Source organism: Acinetobacter sp. GD03645 (genome assembly GCF_029845285.1).
Lineage (GTDB): Bacteria > Pseudomonadota > Gammaproteobacteria > Pseudomonadales > Moraxellaceae > Acinetobacter > Acinetobacter corruptisaponis.
In genome coordinates, this window is the sequence record NZ_JAOCLL010000004.1 from 208,940 (window position 1) to 226,855 (window position 17,916).

Annotated in this window: 14 protein-coding genes; 7 read left to right on the forward strand and 7 right to left on the reverse strand. The window is 42.0% G+C overall.

All coding sequences use genetic code 11. The features are described from left to right. Positions 1 to 45: 45 nt before the first annotated feature. The 4 genes from N5J47_RS04910 to nirB all read right to left on the reverse strand — a co-directional run bounded on the left by N5J47_RS04910 (position 46) and on the right by nirB (position 7,709). A complete protein-coding gene (locus tag N5J47_RS04910) occupies positions 46 to 675 on the reverse strand; it encodes an NTP transferase domain-containing protein (RefSeq protein ID WP_279958978.1) in 630 nt (209 codons plus the stop codon). After that, positions 672 to 3,452 (reverse strand): nitrate reductase, encoded by a 2,781-nt coding sequence (locus tag N5J47_RS04915; protein ID WP_279958977.1) that lies wholly within the window; start codon positions 3,450 to 3,452, stop codon positions 672 to 674. The genes N5J47_RS04910 and N5J47_RS04915 overlap by 4 nt, the downstream gene beginning before the upstream one ends. Positions 3,453 to 3,534: 82 nt before the next feature. Then, positions 3,535 to 5,157, reverse strand: a complete 1,623-nt coding sequence (gene nirD / locus N5J47_RS04920; RefSeq protein WP_279959162.1) for a nitrite reductase small subunit NirD — start codon at positions 5,155 to 5,157, stop codon at positions 3,535 to 3,537. A gap of 5 nt (positions 5,158 to 5,162) precedes the next feature. Beyond that, complete coding sequence (nirB, locus tag N5J47_RS04925; protein ID WP_279958976.1) at positions 5,163 to 7,709, reverse strand: nitrite reductase large subunit NirB; 2,547 nt, start codon at positions 7,707 to 7,709, stop codon at positions 5,163 to 5,165. A gap of 880 nt (positions 7,710 to 8,589) precedes the next feature. Between nirB and N5J47_RS04930 the strand changes: the two genes are divergently transcribed. The 5 genes from N5J47_RS04930 (at position 8,590) to accC (ending at position 13,186) form a co-directional block, all read left to right on the forward strand. Next, on the forward strand, positions 8,590 to 9,192 hold the full coding sequence (locus N5J47_RS04930) for an ANTAR domain-containing protein (RefSeq protein ID WP_279958975.1): 603 nt from the start codon (positions 8,590 to 8,592) through the stop codon (positions 9,190 to 9,192). Continuing rightward, the gene (locus N5J47_RS04935; protein ID WP_279958974.1) at positions 9,193 to 10,233 is read left to right on the forward strand and encodes an ABC transporter substrate-binding protein; all 1,041 of its coding nucleotides are present in this window, start codon (positions 9,193 to 9,195) and stop codon (positions 10,231 to 10,233) included. Positions 10,234 to 10,909: 676 nt separating this feature from the next. Next, positions 10,910 to 11,359, forward strand: coding sequence for a type II 3-dehydroquinate dehydratase (aroQ, locus tag N5J47_RS04940; protein WP_279958973.1), 450 nt, complete (start codon positions 10,910 to 10,912; stop codon positions 11,357 to 11,359). A gap of 25 nt (positions 11,360 to 11,384) precedes the next feature. After that, on the forward strand, positions 11,385 to 11,804 hold the full coding sequence (gene accB, locus N5J47_RS04945; protein ID WP_279958972.1) for an acetyl-CoA carboxylase biotin carboxyl carrier protein: 420 nt from the start codon (positions 11,385 to 11,387) through the stop codon (positions 11,802 to 11,804). Positions 11,805 to 11,821: 17 nt separating this feature from the next. Next, the gene (accC, locus tag N5J47_RS04950; RefSeq protein WP_279958971.1) at positions 11,822 to 13,186 is read left to right on the forward strand and encodes an acetyl-CoA carboxylase biotin carboxylase subunit; all 1,365 of its coding nucleotides are present in this window, start codon (positions 11,822 to 11,824) and stop codon (positions 13,184 to 13,186) included. Positions 13,187 to 13,238: 52 nt separating this feature from the next. Here accC and N5J47_RS04955 read toward each other — a convergent pair whose 3' ends face one another. Beyond that, on the reverse strand, positions 13,239 to 13,715 hold the full coding sequence (locus tag N5J47_RS04955) for a hypothetical protein (protein WP_267980030.1): 477 nt from the start codon (positions 13,713 to 13,715) through the stop codon (positions 13,239 to 13,241). A gap of 205 nt (positions 13,716 to 13,920) precedes the next feature. On the opposite strand from N5J47_RS04955, the gene N5J47_RS04960 reads away from it, so the two are divergent. After that, the gene (locus tag N5J47_RS04960; RefSeq protein WP_279958970.1) at positions 13,921 to 15,411 is read left to right on the forward strand and encodes an amidase family protein; all 1,491 of its coding nucleotides are present in this window, start codon (positions 13,921 to 13,923) and stop codon (positions 15,409 to 15,411) included. Positions 15,412 to 15,413: 2 nt separating this feature from the next. Here the strand turns inward: N5J47_RS04960 and N5J47_RS04965 are convergent, their stop codons facing one another. After that, a complete protein-coding gene (locus N5J47_RS04965; protein ID WP_279958969.1) occupies positions 15,414 to 16,595 on the reverse strand; it encodes an MFS transporter in 1,182 nt (393 codons plus the stop codon). A gap of 303 nt (positions 16,596 to 16,898) precedes the next feature. Between N5J47_RS04965 and N5J47_RS04970 the strand changes: the two genes are divergently transcribed. Next, complete coding sequence (locus tag N5J47_RS04970; RefSeq protein WP_279958968.1) at positions 16,899 to 17,090, forward strand: hypothetical protein; 192 nt, start codon at positions 16,899 to 16,901, stop codon at positions 17,088 to 17,090. A 162-nt stretch (positions 17,091 to 17,252) separates the two neighbouring features. Here the strand turns inward: N5J47_RS04970 and N5J47_RS04975 are convergent, their stop codons facing one another. Next, positions 17,253 to 17,777: a glycosyl hydrolase 108 family protein gene (locus N5J47_RS04975; RefSeq protein WP_279958967.1), complete on the reverse strand. Its 525-nt coding sequence runs from the start codon at positions 17,775 to 17,777 to the stop codon at positions 17,253 to 17,255. Between the last annotated feature and the right edge of the window lie 139 nt (positions 17,778 to 17,916).

The following is a 17,916-nucleotide window of genomic DNA, read 5'->3' on the forward strand; positions in this document are numbered from 1 at the left end:
ACAAAGGTCAAGAATGCTCATCAGAATCTTTAAAGAGAAAAGGCGTTAATTCGAAATAAATATTTGTCTAAATGCTTTCATTTGCTGGTATTGCTGTAATTCATCCATCGAATTGATGCTATGACAAAATAAGCTTTGCTTCTGGAATGCAACTGTTTGTGCATGCAGTTGCTTAAAACAGTCACGCAAACTTAAGCGATTGGCTGCGATCTGTTGCTCCAGCACTGCCAAGCTTGCTCTTTTTAACAGACAAAATGGATATAAGGCATCTCCATTGATAGTGACATAGACGGCAGATGCCTGGGGATTTTTTTGTAGTGTACGATGTAGCCTCGAAAGCACCTGGGCAGGAATGTAGGTGACATCACAGGGCACAAATAACACATAATCTGATTGTACATGAGACCATGCGCTTTTCATGCCCATTAATGGTCCTAAAAAACCAGTTTGATCATCTGCATAACACTGGATATTGGGTTCAATACGTTTGTAGATGGAACTATCACGGTGACTGTTCACCCAAAGCTGTTGTACTTCTGGTTTGAAGCGTTGACAGATTTTGGAAAGCTGAATTTGGTCATCAAACTGTTGTAATAATTTATTCATACCATTCATACGGCGTGCTTGCCCTCCCGCCAGAATCACCAAATCTGTAGCGGGAAATTCTGTATTCATACTTCTGCCTCCAATTGACAGGTTTTGATCAGACCACGAATTTCTGGTAAACATGAACCACAGTTTCCACCTGCTTTTAAGCATGCGGTGACCTGTTTCTCATGGGTCATTTTTTGTGTTTTAATCGCTTCAACAATCTTGTTCTTACCTACTTTAAAGCAACTACACACCAAAGGTCCATCATTACTGACAGCCGACATTGGCATCCCCGCAAGCAAGGCTTTACGGTGCAAGGCGCTTAAACGCTCACGTTTAAACAAACTTGCCACCCAGTCCCGATCAGGCAATAAATCAGGGGGTGCAATGTATAAACTGGCAATCAAGATGCCATCTTTTAAAATAATACTATGGCTCAGTTGCGATGAAATATCTTCCAGACTCAGCCATTCATAGGTTTCATCCACAAAAGGCAAAAAGTTTTTGAGGTTCTTTTGAGTTTGGTCAATACTTTGGCGATCAGCAAGTTCATAACGCACAGCTTTGGCAGTTTTGATCTTGGTCCACCACGCACAGCTTTGCAACGATGCCTTGATCTGCTGCTCAAAACCCTCTCGAACATACAACACCCCTTGCCAAGTGGTATGGAACGGCTGAATCAAAACAGGTGTATGCTTAAACTCTGGTTCACCAGAAATCGCATCCACAATTGGATTCACCACTTTACCAATTCGGGCATCTGAAGCCACTTGCTCAGTCCAGTGGATTGGAGCAAAAATTTGTCCACGACGAACACCCTGTGCCAGCGTGACCCGCAATACACAACTGCCCCAAACCGAACGAACCTCGACCAGTGCTTTATCACGGATACCAAATTTCAAGGCATCGTTGGGATGAATTTCACAAAATGGTTCAGCACGATGCGTGGTTAAGTTTGCAGACAAACCTGTACGCGTCATGGTATGCCATTGATCACGAATACGCCCTGTATTCAACACCAATGGATAATCTTCGGAAATTGAATGAACAGGATCAATAGCCACTGTTGGAATCAGTTTGGCTTTTTTATTTTTATGACTAAAACCACCTCGATCAAATAATTGCTCAACCGCAATACTTTGGCCTTTCTCCCACACTGGCCACTGGATTGGACGTAAATGATTATATTCATCTACACTGAGATTCATTAAGCCTTTTAAGTTGAAATAACGGAAGTTTTCAACCTGATCACGTTGATCGACACTGGCATTTTGATAGGCAGATAAAGCAGCATGTTCGTTAAAAATCTCACAGGCATTGTTAAAATCGAATCCATTAAACCCCAGTTTCTTTGCCACCTCACACACTGCCCACCAGTCTGCTTTCGCCTGTTTTGGTGCAGACAGGAAAGCTCGCTGGCGGGAAATACGGCGTTCTGAATTGGTGACGGTTCCATCTTTTTCACCCCAGCCCAAAGCGGGCAGCAACACATCAGCATAAGCGGTGGTATCGGTATCTGCGCAAATGTCTGATACCACCACAAACTCGCACTGCTCTAATGCTCGCTTCACCTGATCTGCATTGGGTAAACTCACCACTGGATTGGTTGCCATAATCCAGATGGCTTTAATTGTGCCACTTTCAACGGCCTGAAATAGATCAACTGCTTTTAAACCAGCTTGCTTAGCAATCGCTGGACTATTCCAAAACGTTTGTACCAAATTTTGATGGGCTGGGTTATCAATATCCAAGTGCGCTGCCAACATATTGGCAAGTCCACCGACTTCACGTCCACCCATCGCATTGGGTTGCCCTGTCATTGAGAACGGCGCAGCACCCAATTTTCCAATTTTTCCAGTCAGTAAATGGCAGTTGATAATACTATTGGCTTTATTCACGCCTTGTGACGACTGATTGACCCCCATCGAAAACAGGGTCATAACTTTTTCAGTCTTTGCAAACTTCTCAAAAAACAACTGTAATTTTTCTGCTGAAATGCCTGTGCGCTTCACCAATGCATTGAAGTCGGCTTCTGTTTCACTCGCATCTAAAAGTGCTGCCAAACCCTCGGTATAGCTTTCAACAAAGTGGTGATCTACATGATCATTTTTATAAAGGTACTGCAATAAACCATTAAATAAAGCGACATCTTGCCCTGGTAAAATAGGCAAGTGTAAATCAGCCTGTTCACAGGTACTGGTAAAACGTGGATCGACCACGACAACAAACAAGTCTGGATTTTTACTTTTGGCTTGCATGATCCGTTGATACAGCACTGGATGGCACCATGCGGTATTCGAGCCAACCAAGATTACCATATCCGTATATTCAAAGTCCTCATAGCTTGCAGGAACAATATCCTCACCAAAGGCGCGTTTATATGCAGCAACCGCAGAGGACATACAGAGGCGTGAATTGGTATCAATATTTGCCGTACCTAAATAGCCTTTAACAAATTTATTGACCACATAATAGTCTTCGGTAAGCAACTGACCAGAAACATAAAAAGCCACACTGTCCCGTCCATATTGGTCAATACAGGCTTGAAACTGATCTGCAATTTTTTCAATCGCCACATCCCATGTGGTGACTTTACGATGATTTTTACGCCCAAACATCGGATTCAGCACACGGGTTTCCAGCCCCAAGGTATCCGCCAGATTGCTACCCTTAATACACAAACGACCCAGATTTGATGGATGTACTGTGTCTCCAGAGACCTTGATCGTTGTACCTTGCGCTTTATGTTGGACAGTGACATCCACACCGCATCCGACACCACAATAGGGACAAGTTGTTTTTGTAATGATTGTTTCTGCTTGATCGGAGCAACTGTGTTCTAAATTTTGAATACTGTTCATGACTGCCCCTTACCTAATTCATTTTTTCCTGCATACACATTCTTTTTTAGCTTAGGAGCCTTTGCTCCCAAGCCAAAGGTAATTAACCTGCTTTTTTCATCGCAAAATCTTTACCAAACAACAATTTATTCCTAAAACTGACAATTGGGGTCTGATCTGCAATCAGCTCGGCATACCACATGCCGTCTTCGGTATCACCAAACAACACCGCACCAATCACTTTATCTTTCTGGATAATAATACGCTTGTAGATTTGGCGTTTTTCATCGTTCAGGATAATGTCTTCATAATCCTCTTTTGGCTCAAAGTTACCCGCAGAGAATACATCCACACCGCTCACTTTTAACTGAGTTGGCACGGTTGGCGATTTAAAAGTGAGGCTACCGTGTTCAGCCAAATGGGTGGCGCAAATAAAGGCTTGACCCCAAAGCGGCTCAACCAGACCAAAAGTTTGATTACGATGTTCAATACATTCACCCACTGCGTAAATACTTGGATCAAAGGTTTGCATGGTGTCATTGACCATAATGCCACGGTTACAACGTAAGCCCGCCCTTTGTGCCAAGGCAATATTTGGACGGATACCGACTGCAAACACAACCAAATCTGCATCCAGCACCGTACCATCTTTTAAGCGGACTTGAGACACATGACCTTTTTTACCAATCAAGGCTTCGGTATTCGCTTCAGTGATAATTTTGATGCCTTTTTGCTCAATACTTTGGCGCAACATACGGCTGGCACGACCATCAAGCTGACGCTCCATGATACGGTCCATTAAATGCAGTACCGTCACATTCATACCACGTTGTTTTAGGCCATAGGCAGCCTCTAAACCGAGCAAACCACCGCCAATCACCACGGCATTTTTCTTGGTTTCGCAGTATTTGATCATGGTATTGACATCGTAAATATCGCGGAAACTAATCACGCCTTTTAAATCCACGCCCTGAACAGGTGGAATAAATGGGCTGGAACCTGTCGCAATAATCAGACGGTCATAATCAACTTTCTCACCTTTTTCGGTATAAACCACTTTACGCGGACGATCAATTTTAACGGCTGGGTCATCAGCAATAAATTTAATGTCTTTATCGCTATACCATGCATGTGGGTGCAGCATGATGTCATCAATGGTTTTTTCACCTGAAAGTACAGGTGACAACATAATTCGGTTGTAATTGCCCCAAGGTTCCTCACCAATCACCGTCACATCATAACGGTCAGGTGCCATATCCAGCAGGTCTTCAAGACAACGCATCCCTGCCAAACCATTGCCAATCAGAACCAGTTTTAATTTTTCTTGCGCAGTTCCATTATTAGTGATGTAAGTTTTTTGTGGCACTGGACTCACCCAAACCCGACCATTTTCAATTTTTGTTGGGAAAACCAACAGTTTTTGGTCTTTGTCTTCCAGACAACGACCTGTCGATAAGCTAAAATGTTGTTTATAAATCGGTGATGCGATGACACGTTCACCTTGTACATCGCCAATGATGCCACGACTCATCACATTGGCCTGGCTAAATGGGTCTTTGTTGCTGAGCGCATAGACACGCTTTTCATGTCCAACACGGAATAAAGCGACCGCTTGATCACCTACCAATGCACCCACGCCTGTATTCGGTGTGATGTCATTGAGGCTACAGACTTCAACCCATTCTTGTTCAGGAAGCATATTCATTTTTAAATTGGTCATGTTGATTCTCCTTATGCTTCAACCATTGGGATACGATCTACTGAACGTTCTGCATCATTTAAAGGACGGATTTGGTCACGAACCTGAGTAAATTGAATGTGTGGATCAGCCTGTTGCTCTGCACTGGCATTGATATAGGTTTGGAAACGTTTACGGATTTCAGGATTTTCCACCGCAGTACGCCATTCATCCTGATAAGTGCCAATCACATGACGCATACGGTTTTCAAGTTCTTCAGCCAGACCGAGAGAATCTTCAACAATCACCGCTTTTAGATAATCTAAACCACCCTCCATATTGTCACGCCATACACTAGTACGTTGTAAACGATCTGCGGTTTGAATATAGAACATGAAGAAACGGTCGATATAACGAATCAAGGTTTCGGTATCCAGGTCAGAAGCAAGTAACTCGGCATGACGTGGTTTCATCCCACCGTTACCACATACATATAAATTCCAGCCTTTTTCTGTGGCAATTACACCAACATCTTTACCTTGTGCTTCGGCACATTCACGGGTACAACCAGAAACAGCCATTTTTAATTTATGCGGTGAACGTAAACCTTTATAACGATTTTCCAGTTCAATCGCCAAGCCAACCGAATCATCTACCCCATAACGGCACCATGTACTGCCGACACAGGATTTCACAGTACGCAACGATTTACCGTAGGCATGACCAGACTCAAAACCTGCGGCATTGAGCTCTTCCCAGATGAACGGTAATTGGTGGATTTGCGCACCAAATAAGTCAACACGTTGACCACCTGTGATTTTAGTATACAGGTTATATTTCTTGGCAATTTGCCCCACTGCAATCAAGCCATCTGGGGTGACTTCACCACCTGCCATACGTGGCACAACTGAGTAAGAACCATCTTTCTGGATATTACCCAAGTAATAGTCATTACTGTCTTGCAAACCTGCATGGCTTGGTTCAAGGACGAAATCGTTCCAGCATGATGCCAAGATATTGGCAGCCATCGGCTTACAAATATCACAGCCTAGACCATGACCATGTTGATGAATAAGATCATCAAAGGTCTTGATTTCATTGACACGCACCAAATGATAAATCTCTTGGCGTGAGTATGGGAAATGTTCACACACATGGTTATTGACTGTTACACCTTGACGTTGTAACTCAGATTTTAATACTTGAGTGACAAGTGGCGCACAACCACCACACGCGGTTGCTGCTTTGGTACATTTTTTCAAAGCACCTAGTGAAGTTGAACCGTCACAGATGGCTTGGCAAATATCCGCTTTAGATACATTGTTACATGAACAGATGGTGGCACTATCAGGCAGTAAATCCACACCACTTCCGCCCGCTTTGGCACCTGAATCGGCAAAGCCTGGCATGATCAAACTTTCAGGAACATCAGGAATTGCCAAACCATTGAGCATCATTTGCAAAAGGTCGTTATATTCCTTTGCATCACCGACCAATACCGCACCAAGTAGTTTGGTTTTATCAGCATCCACCACGATTTTCTTATAAATCAAGGCATCTTCATCAGCATAGAAATAGCTGAGTGAATTTGGAGTCATACCATGTGCATCACCGACAGATGCCACATCCACACCCATCAATTTCAACTTGGTGCTCATATCCGCACCAGCAAAGCAATGAGTTTCTTCTTCTAGAATATGTTTCGCTGCAATACGTGCCATGTCATAGCCAGGGGCAACCAGACCATAGATTTTATTGTCCCAAAGTGCACATTCACCAATGGCATACACATTTGTATCTGAAGTTTGGCAATAATCATTAATCTTGATCCCGCCACGCTCGCCAATGGCTAAACCACTGCTACGCGCCAACTCATCACGTGGACGAATGCCTGCTGAGAATAAGATCACATCTGTTTCAAGCTCGCTGCCATCAGCAAACTTCATCACATGAGTCGATTGATTGCCTGCTTCAATAGATGACGTTGCTTTTTGAGTGTGGACTTTTACCCCTAAGTTTTCAATTTTACGGCGGAGAACCTTGCCACCTAAATCATCAATTTGCACTGCCATTAAACGTGGTGCAAACTCAACTACATGCGTTTCTAGGTCTAAATCACGTAAGGCTTTCGCTGCTTCCAAACCAAGCAAGCCGCCGCCAATTACTACACCCGACTTGGCATTTAAGCTTGCTGCACGAATCTCGTCCAAGTCTTCAATGGTACGGTAGACAAAACAGTTTTCACGGTCATTGCCCGAAATTGGCGGAACAAAAGCGTAGGAACCTGTCGCCAAGACCAGTTTGTCATAGCGAATCACATCGCCAAGGCTTGTGGTTACCGTTTGTGCTGCGGTATCAATCGCAATGGCTTTGGTATTGAGTCTTAAATCAATTCCATAGGCATCAGCAAAGTCAAAACGTGCAAGCGATAGGTCTTTTGCAGATTTACCTGAAAAGTATTCAGTCAAATGTACACGGTCATATGCAATACGCGGCTCTTCGGCAAGAATCGTAATTTCCAGTTCATCATCAGCTTTCTCCAGGATGGCTTCGATGAATTTGTGCCCCACCATACCGTGACCAATCATCACTAATTTCATTGTGTCTCTCCTCAATTCTTCTCTATTTGTTCAGCTAGCGGTTGCTTGCGTTGCTGTTGTTGCTGATATATCTGGTATAAGGATTTGCAAAACCAAGGCAGAATTTATCTACACGCCATTGCTTGCATTTGTATGGCGTGTAATTCAGATAAGGGCTTGGAAATGTTTTGGGAAATTGAATAATGTGCAGCTGGCATCAGAACAGATAAAAAAGCGAGCCGCCCTGTTGAGCGAGCTCGCGACGCTGGAACTGAAATTTTAAGTAGGCTTACGATTACTTTATTTGTAGATAAAAAAGACATTGCCATCTCCCATACTGAACGTATATTGCTTTGCTGACACAATTCACTTGTGTAAACAAACCGATCAGATCGGACATCGTTGGCCGTCTTACAATTTTAAAAAGTCATCTTCGACTCACAGAATAATTAGCAAATGCTGTGCCAACTTTTACAACATATCTATATAGTTACCATTACCCTTTGTTTTTTATAAATTTTATAGGTATAAAATAAATATCTGGAGATAGACCAATAGATTCTCATACCGTCTTAGCAGGCACTGACCTGTTTTAAAGCACAATTCACTCTGCTTTAAAATAACTCTTTTTATGCACTAAAAACGAACACAAACTTATTTTCCATAGCTAAATACAGATTTTCATTTCTTCAATAGAGAGGTAGCGATACAATAAAGCGCATAAACCCTATAAGTTAGAGGGCAATTGCACCGAATAAGACAATTAAAAACATACTTTATGGCATTAATTTTGCTTCAAAAAATTATAGGATCTTTCATATTTCGCAGTTGAAATGCCCATAAGACCCACTCATAGCACGACCTAAAATGTGCAACTATCTACTGTTGACCCTGTACACTTATGCCGAAACTTAAAATTGCACTCATTGACGATGATCAGGCTCGGGCTGAGTACATCAAAACGTGTTTGATTGAACACGACTTCGATGTGGTTGCCTGCTTTACACTTGATCACCTGAATATTTTTAAACTCGAACATCTACAGGCAGATGTGATTCTGCTGGATATGGACCATCCCCATCGCGATGTGATTGAGAGTTGTGTCAGCAATTTTGACCTGCCTACTGTCCTGTTTACCAAAAATACTGATAAAGACACTATTAAACAGGCCATTGATGCAGGCATTACCGCCTATATTGTGGATGGTATTGACCCGAGTCGCCTACATACCATTTTAGATATTTCCATTGAGCAATATAAAAAGCATAAAAAACTGGAATGTGACCTTAAAGATGCCAAAACCAAACTTGCTGACCGCAAGGATATTGAAAAGGCCAAAGTATTGCTGATGCAGTTGCATGGCTTAACCGAAGATACTGCCTTTCAATTGCTGCGCAAAAATGCCATGAGCCATCGCATGACTATTGGGGAAATGGCACGCCGTTTACTCGATGCACAACAACTTTTAAGCAATCAATTAAATAGCCAGCTAAAGGATGAATAGATGAGTCATTTAGTCGAATTAGAGAAAGTAGAAAAAACTAAACTGCAACTTGGCTATATTCCCTTGCTGGATTGTATTGCACTGCTTTGGGCAAAACATCGTGGTTTTTTTGATGATGCTGGACTGGATGTCACACTGGTGAAAGAAGCATCCTGGGCAAGTTTACGTGATCGCCTTGCTTTTGGACTGTTGGATGCAGCACATTGTTTATCGGCAATGTTACCTGCTGCTACGGTTGGTGCAGACCAAATTGGTATCCCCTTACAAACTCCTTTGGTATTGAGTGAAAACCGTGCATTTATAAGTTTAAGCCAAAAGCTCTGTTATGAGCTTAATATTCAAAAGCATGATTCCGCCGAGACATCCGCAAAAAAATTGGTCAGCCATATCAAACAAAATCATACTGTTTCCTTAGCTCATGTGTTCAAACATTCCATTCATCATTACTGTTTAAGGGAATGGCTGGCACTGGCCGATCCAGAACTGGCCCAGTCAATTTCAATGAAAACACTGCCCCCACCATATATGGTTGAAGCCTTAAGTAATCATCTGGTTGATGGTTTTTGTGTGGGAGAACCGTGGAATACACAAGCTGAGCTGCAAGGACTAAGCCATATTGTCTGTTCAAGCCAGGATATTATTCCAAATGTGGCAGATAAGGTTTTAGCTGTAACCCAGGAATGGGCACAACAGCATCCAAATACTTTGGTTGCATTAACAGGGGCCATTCTAAAGGCACAGCAGGAACTTCGGGAACTAGATGATTTTGCACCTATATGGCAATTGCTGATTGAGTTTGATGTGATTCAGTTCAACTGCTCTACAGAAGTGCATGTCGAGAAATACTATACCATTCAAAATATTGTTCGGAATTTTGTCCAAGAGAATGCTGAACCCAAGCTCAGTGACTTTGAATGGCTGTTTCAACAAATGCAGAAATGGAATGGTTCTGATCAGGACGTGAAATTTGTTACTCATCAGGCTCAAAACTGTTTGTTGCCTGACATACATCACACCGCATTACAGACCATCAAACAATAGGAAAAAAAGCTGCCTTTAATTTTAAAGACAGCATTGAAAGACCCATAAGAGATTACGCCAATCAAAAGTAGTCTCTTAAGTACTCACCATCTTAATCAACAAGGGTTATCTTTTTCGGACATTTTTATGTCATTAGCAGCCATCCCGAAACGAAAAAATCATCATTTTTGCCAACCCTGAATTTTTTAAAGCTATACAACGAACAATCACTTTTTAAAAACCTTTTGTGTCTATCCAAAACCCAACACAAATGCTATCCATATAAATTAATCTAAAACAATATATTTCAACTAAAATAAATAAAAACAATAAATTAAAATAAAATTTAATCCTTATTGAATCAAAATCGTATATGCTAGTTGAAATTTATGATGAGTTTGCATGTAGTTAAAAAATCATCATTTGGCGAGCTTGACCATTGAGTTACACAAATCCCATGAACTAAAAGTGGCAATTCAGTTTAGAATAATGAAAAAGCAAAACACCCTAAAATTTGTCATATTTTAACATTGCCAATTCCTTACAAAGTTTTCATTATATGCAGCATGCTTGGTATGCAACTTTCTTCATCGATTAAAATAAATTATAAAAAATTGCAGAATTTTGTGCCATAATGAGCAAACTTTGCAGACATCTTGCAAAACATATTTGCAGTTTTAGAATTGGAGCAGGCTGAATGAGCTCAACCATTTTGGTGATTCACGGACCGAATTTAAACTTGCTAGGAAAGCGCGAACCAGAAGTCTATGGTTATCTCACTCTAGAGGATATTAACCAGCAACTCACTGCTCAGGCTAAAAATTCGTCATTGACACTGGATACCTTTCAAAGCAACTGGGAAGGCGCAATTGTGGATCGCATCCATCAGGCACAAAATGAAAATATAAAATTTATCATTATCAACCCTGCTGCCCTTACCCACACCTCTGTGGCCTTACGTGATGCCCTACTTGGTGTTGCCATCCCATTTATTGAGGTGCATTTGTCAAATGTTCACGCCCGTGAAGCATTTCGCCATCACTCATACCTGTCAGATAAAGCCATTGGCGTAATCTGTGGACTAGGTGCCAAGGGTTATTCCTTTGCACTCGATTATGCCATCGAAAAAATTCAATCTTCTAACTAATTTACACATTTAGGAATGCTCACTCATGGATATCCGTAAAATCAAGAAACTCATCGACCTGATGATTGAATCTGACTTACAAGCGATAGAAGTTAAGGAAGGCGACCAATCCATTTCACTGACTCGTCCAACGCCTGTATACGCAGCGGCTCCTGTTGCAGCACCAATCACCTCAGCGCCAGCAGCACCTGCTGCAAAAACACCACGTGGTGCGGTTGAGACCTCTCCAATGGTTGGCGTTTTCTATTCAGCACCAAGTCCAGGTGAACCACCATTTGTCAATGTGGGTCAAACAGTTTCTGCGGGTGAAACTCTGGGTATTATTGAAGCCATGAAAATCATGAACCCAATTGAGGCAACTCAAAGTGGTGTAATTGAAGAAATTCTGGTCAAGAATGGTGAAGTGATTCAGTTCGGTCAACCGCTTTTCCGCTACCGTGCCTAATGAGTCTGGGGATTCCTATGTTGCAAAAAGTACTCATTGCCAACCGTGGTGAAATTGCTTTACGAATTACGCGGGCTTGTAAAACTCTTGGCATAAAAACCGTTGGAATTTATTCCGATGCCGATAAGGATTTAATGCATCTACGCTTTGTTGATGAAGCGGTCTGCATTGGCCCAGGTGCAAGTAGTGAAAGCTACTTGAATATTCCTGCCATTATTACCGCCGCAGAAATTACAGGTGCGGATGCCATCCATCCTGGTTATGGCTTCCTGTCGGAAAATGCCGAGTTTGCTGAAATTGTTGAAAACTCTGGCTTTATTTTCATTGGTCCACGTCCTGAACATATCCGCCTGATGGGAAATAAGGTTTCAGCGATTATGGCAATGAAGAAATCTGGTGTTCCAACTGTACCAGGTTCCGCCCATGCGGTGACACCAAACAACGCGCTTGCAGAAGCCAAAGAAATTGGCTTTCCATTGATTGTCAAGGCTGCGGCTGGTGGCGGTGGTCGTGGTATGCGTATTGTCGAGCGTGTCGATACGCTGCTTGAATCGGTACAGGCTGCCCAGCGTGATGCAGAAATGTGGTTTGGCGATGATACCGTGTATATGGAACGTTTCCTACAAAAACCCCGTCATGTGGAGGTTCAGATACTTGGCGATGGCAATGGCCATGCAATCCATTTGTATGACCGTGACTGTTCGCTACAGCGTCGCCATCAAAAGGTACTGGAAGAGGCACCTGCACCAAACCTGCCAGAACAGGCGCGCGCAGATATTCTGGAAGCCTGTGTCAATGCCTGTAAATTGATGCAGTATCGGGGTGCTGGTACGTTCGAGTTTTTATTTGAAGAAGGCGAATTTTTCTTCATTGAAATGAATACACGGGTACAGGTTGAACACCCTGTCACTGAAATGGTCACGGGTGTGGACATTATTGAACAGCAGCTTCGTATTGCTGCGGGTTTAGGTTTAAATCTTGAACAGGATGAGATTGAGGTTAAGGGCCATGCTATTGAATGTCGTATCAATGCAGAAGACCCGACCACGTTCTTGCCATCCCCTGGAAAAATTGAAATTTTCTATGCACCAGGTGGCGCTGGTATCCGTCTAGACTCTCATATTTATCAGGGTTACAGCATTCCGCCTTACTATGATTCCATGATTGCCAAACTGATTGCACATGGGAAAGATCGTGAAACATCGTTAGCCCGTATGCGTCAGGCGCTGGATGAAATGATTTTGACAGGAATCAAGACCAATATTCCACTGCATAAAGACCTGATTTTGCAGGATGCCAATTTCTGTGAACAGGCAATGGATATCCATTATCTTGAGAAGCATTTATTAAAACAGTTGGCACAACAGGCTGAAACTGCTTAAACAAAAAAACCTCTTATAAAATTATAAGAGGTTTTTTATTGGCCTTGATTCTTTATGGTAAAACACGGCGTAAGGTTGCAAAGCACTTTTCGCCTTTTTCATTGGCACAAAAATCAATGGTATTATCATTCGCCCATTTCACAAAGTATTGTGAAACCTCACCCGTTTGATCCTGTTGTTGACCAGAACAGTCCATCTCATTATTGTCATACTTAATCTGTAAAATCAGTGCAGGCAAACGTTCCTTGTGATCTTCAGAGGGCTGGTAATCATACAGACCATAAGACCATTCCTGACCACTTTTTATCACCACATCACTCATGCCACGGAAGTTATAATATTCGACACATTTCTTGTTATTGGTAATTTCCATTCCCCACAAACCCATAATTTCTGGGCGGCTGGTGACACGAATTGCATTTGCTTTTGCAATTTGCTGCGGTGTCACTGTTTTCGCATTCACAACCGTATCTGCCATAGTCCATGTTGAGCAAGCCCATAACAATCCAATAATATAAATATTTTTCATAGATTTAATTAAGTCGTAATCTAAACGTTGCATTGGCTTAACTTAGCATATTTTTAAAGAAAATCCCGCAATCATAACCATATAAACACAATATTTTTATTCTGCAATTTATTTGATTGTTCTTCATTTTTTTCAGGTATTCTTACCCACAATAACGCTTAAAATTTTCCATTTTATTAACGGTTTAGCTTTAGGGATAAAAGCCATGAAATTTTCTGAATACATTCAATATGACGGACTCGGTTTGGCCAAATTGGTCAGGGGCAAAGAAATTCACCCATCTGAACTGTTACAGGTTGCATTGGAACATACTCACAAAGCCAATCCAAAACTGAATGCAATCATTATCCCTATGTATGAACAGGCTAAACAGCGTGCCCAGCACCCCCTTACGGGCGCATTTGCGGGTGTTCCTTTTTTGGTCAAGGACCTGTTTCAGGAATATCAAGGTGTACCCACATCCTATGGCAGCAATGCACTGAAAAGAATCAAGTACACACCTGACTTTAATGCAGAAATTGTCAATCGCTGGGAAAAAGCAGGAATTGTGACTTTTGGCCGTACCAATACACCTGAGTTTGGCATCAAGGGTATTACTGAGCCAGATGCATGGGGTTCATGTCATAATCCTTGGAACTTAAAGCATAATAGTGGCGGTTCTTCGGGCGGGTCTGCCTCAGCAGTGGCTGGTGGTCTGGTTCCTGTTGCGGGAGCTGGCGATGGCGGTGGTTCAATCCGTATTCCTGCCTCCTATTGTGGGCTGTTTGGACTTAAACCGAGCCGTGGACGTACACCGTGGGGACCGCAGTTTAGTGAAGCCATGCACGGTGCGGCCATGCAGCATGTGCTTTGTAAAACCGTTCGGGACAGTGCTGCCATGCTGGATGCAGTTCAAGGTCCAGAACAGGCCTCACTTTTTATCATTCAATCTCCAACCCAGAAATATCTGGACGTTATCCAGCAGACTCCAAAAAAATTGACAATCGCATTTAATACCCAGTCACCGATTGGCACCAAAGTTTCCAAAGATGCGATTCAAGCGGTTCAGCAAACAGCCAAGCTTCTAGAGTCACTTGGACATATCGTGGTTGAAGACCGCCCGCAAATAAATGGTCTGGAACTCGCTAAAGACTTTATCACCACATGGTTTAGCCAGTTTTCCTACATGCAGGCACAAATTAAACAAATGTCAGGTGCGACCGATGAGGATTTTGAGCTTGACTCCAATGCCTTGGCAGCCTTTGGTGCGAAAACGACAGCAACAGACTATATTCATACCCTAGGCCATTGGGGAATGTATAGCACCCAAATGAATATCTTCTTTGAAAAATATGATCTTTACCTAACCCCAACCACTGCTTCTGTTGCACCCAAAAATGGTGAAGTTGCAATGCCTAGCTGGCAAAAGCCTATCCTCAAAGGTTTATTAAAAGTTGGAAAAGCCCATTATCTTGCACAAGGTAAACTGGTCGAGAAAATGGTACAAGAGAACTTGAGCTGGGTGCCTTTTACCCAATTGGCAAATGTCACAGGCTTACCTGCCATGTCTGTGCCTTTATACTGGAATAAAAATGGCTTGCCTTTAGGCAGTCAGTTTATTGCACCATTTGGGCGTGAAGACCGTTTACTTCAACTCGCTGCACAGCTTGAGCAGGCACAACCGTGGATGCCACAATATAAAAATATTCAGCTTTGAATTTAATTGAGATTTAACTTGGGTGCTGTCGTTTCAATTTGATTCGGCAGCCAGACCACCAAAATCAAGCCTAAAAGCACAACCACACTGGCACATAAAAAAATGGTGGCACCTGAAAGAGTCTGCCAATAATGCCCTGCCAATAAACTTCCCGATGCCACACCAAGCCCCCACATGGTGCTATAAAGTGCCTGCCCGCGACCTTGCTGTTCGGCAGAGAAATTCTGGAAGATGACTTTCATTGCAATCAGGTGAAAAAGCCCAAAACTAAATGCATGCAGGCATTGTGCTAAAAGCTGTCCAACAAAGTGTGTATTTAATATACCCACCAATAACCAGCGTAAACTGGTCAAGATCAAGCAAATAGCAACCAATGTTCTCCAGGAAAAGCGGATAAAAAAGACTTTTTGCGCCACTGCAAACATCACAATCTCAGCAATCACACCTGTCGCCCATAAAGTTCCAATCTGCATGGTAGTAAAACCGATTTCTTTCAGGAAATTGCTATAGAAACTATAAAAAGGCGCCTGTGAAAACAGTAAAATAAACTCAATACAAAAAAAGGCGGCCACCATTGGCTTTTTTAAAATTGGCAATAAAGGTTCCAGCTTCTTTTGCGAGCTTGGCGCATGTTCAGGCTCCTTAATGCTAAATGACCATAAAAAGGCCAAAAATGAAACTGATAACAATAGAATAGGTAACATTGAAATTGGAATAATTTCCAATAATGCGCCTATGGCAAATACCCCAACAATAAAGCCGACTGAACCCCATTTCCGAACCTTGCCATATAACTCAGCCCGCTTTTCACCCAGCCAGAATAAAGTCACCCCCTCAAACTGTGCCAGAATCGCATTCTGGAAAAAGCTAAAAACCAGCATCAATAAAGCAATCGATTGAAAGCTATTCGGAATCACAAAAATTGCAAACCAGATACAGGCTTCCATCCATGTCGCAATTCGTACCAGTAACATCCGCTTTCCCGATTTATCTGCAATCCAGCCCCAAATCAAGGGGGCAAAAAAACGGGTAATAATTGCAATCGAAGATAAAATCCCAATTTGCTGATAATTAAATCCCTGATCTTGTAGATAGAGGTTCCAATAAGGCATGAACGTTCCCACTATGGAATAATAGAACAGGTAGAAACCTGACAGTTTTGCCGTGATTGTTAATGGTTGCATACAATTGCTTTATCTTGCATTATCAATATGTTGATTTAAAATTAAGTTGCATACAATTGCCTACGAATGTTTTGTATTGCAATTTACAAGTCTACAAATCAGTCTACAAACAGAAGAAATATTTTTTTCACAAATTTTTGTAGACTTGGTAGATAGCATCATACATTTATTACTTTAAGTGTCACCCTGATTTTATCCACAGAACAATAATATGCTTGTTTTGACAATATAGACTTTATGGCTTTTTATCCATTTTTGATTATGATGTGGCTATCGTATTCTAATAACAGTGGGAAGCAGAACGTGTCTGGATTTGATGAAGAATACTATCACAACATACTTAAACTTAGTTTGAATCACTACAAGCCTGAGCACTGGACAGTAGAACAGCTAGAAAAAGCCTGTTATGCACTTAATCTGATTGTTCACTTGGATGATGTTGAAAAAAGAAGATTTGAGAATATGAAGCAAGTTTACCCTGAGAACAACAATTAAAAAATTATTCAAATAAAGGAGACGCTCAAAATCAGGAATGAAGTTGAGCGTTTTGTTTTATGCACAGAAATTTTTATCCAAAATTATAACCAATTTGATCAAAAAACAATCAAAATAAATGTGCTCACAATCAGACTTGAAAGTGAGCGTTTGCAATGAATCTTAATTATCGACTGCTGCATATTGCAACTGCCCCGCAACCCGATTGACCCACCCCTTTCCATACGTGGGCCATGTTGAGAGCTTAGTGTAGTAATTCAGGCGCTCCGCATTGAACTTCATCAACACATCATTTAGATCAGTGCTGTTAATTACTTGCAGAGTAATAGGTCCAATAATCCCGTCATCTGCAACACCCACGGCAGATTGCAATTTACGCTTCGCTGTGGACATGCCTGCATTAATAGCAAAGTCCCACACCTGGAATACAATCGCTGTATCAAGCTTATTTGCACTAAGAGCATCCCACCAATCGCGCTTATAAATCTGCTTTGCCTGATCCAGTGTCAGATTCTTAATATCAAGCTGCGGGTAAGTCATTGCTGAAATGCCGTACTTGGTGCCTTTTAACTGCCCTTTTCCAATAATGCCTGTGGTCCAGTTCCCGCGGTCATTTTTATCATTTGTGAAGTTTCCCTCATGTCCAATCAAACGTTCAAAAGCTTGATCAAAAGTTAATTTACTCATTTCACTTTCCTTTAGGCGTAAAAAAGCCGCCTTTCGGCGGCGTTGGTTAAAATTGAATGATTAAAAGTTGTCTTTAAAATCTTTGAGTTCTTTTCCTACATCCAGGATCGTTGCGTTCTCTCTGGCATTCACATAATTG

Coding starts and splice junctions, on each gene's coding strand:
- N5J47_RS04935 (WP_279958974.1), top strand. CDS start 9,193: ATGAGTCATTTAGTCGAATTAGAGAAAGTAGAAAAAACTAAACTGCAA.
- nirB (WP_279958976.1), bottom strand. CDS start 7,709: ATGAAATTAGTGATGATTGGTCACGGTATGGTGGGGCACAAATTCATC.
- aroQ (WP_279958973.1), top strand. CDS start 10,910: ATGAGCTCAACCATTTTGGTGATTCACGGACCGAATTTAAACTTGCTA.
- N5J47_RS04910 (WP_279958978.1), bottom strand. CDS start 675: ATGAATACAGAATTTCCCGCTACAGATTTGGTGATTCTGGCGGGAGGG.
- N5J47_RS04975 (WP_279958967.1), bottom strand. CDS start 17,777: ATGAGTAAATTAACTTTTGATCAAGCTTTTGAACGTTTGATTGGACAT.
- N5J47_RS04960 (WP_279958970.1), top strand. CDS start 13,921: ATGAAATTTTCTGAATACATTCAATATGACGGACTCGGTTTGGCCAAA.
- N5J47_RS04930 (WP_279958975.1), top strand. CDS start 8,590: ATGCCGAAACTTAAAATTGCACTCATTGACGATGATCAGGCTCGGGCT.
- N5J47_RS04915 (WP_279958977.1), bottom strand. CDS start 3,452: ATGAACAGTATTCAAAATTTAGAACACAGTTGCTCCGATCAAGCAGAA.
- N5J47_RS04965 (WP_279958969.1), bottom strand. CDS start 16,595: ATGCAACCATTAACAATCACGGCAAAACTGTCAGGTTTCTACCTGTTC.
- N5J47_RS04955 (WP_267980030.1), bottom strand. CDS start 13,715: ATGAAAAATATTTATATTATTGGATTGTTATGGGCTTGCTCAACATGG.
- accB (WP_279958972.1), top strand. CDS start 11,385: ATGGATATCCGTAAAATCAAGAAACTCATCGACCTGATGATTGAATCT.
- accC (WP_279958971.1), top strand. CDS start 11,822: ATGTTGCAAAAAGTACTCATTGCCAACCGTGGTGAAATTGCTTTACGA.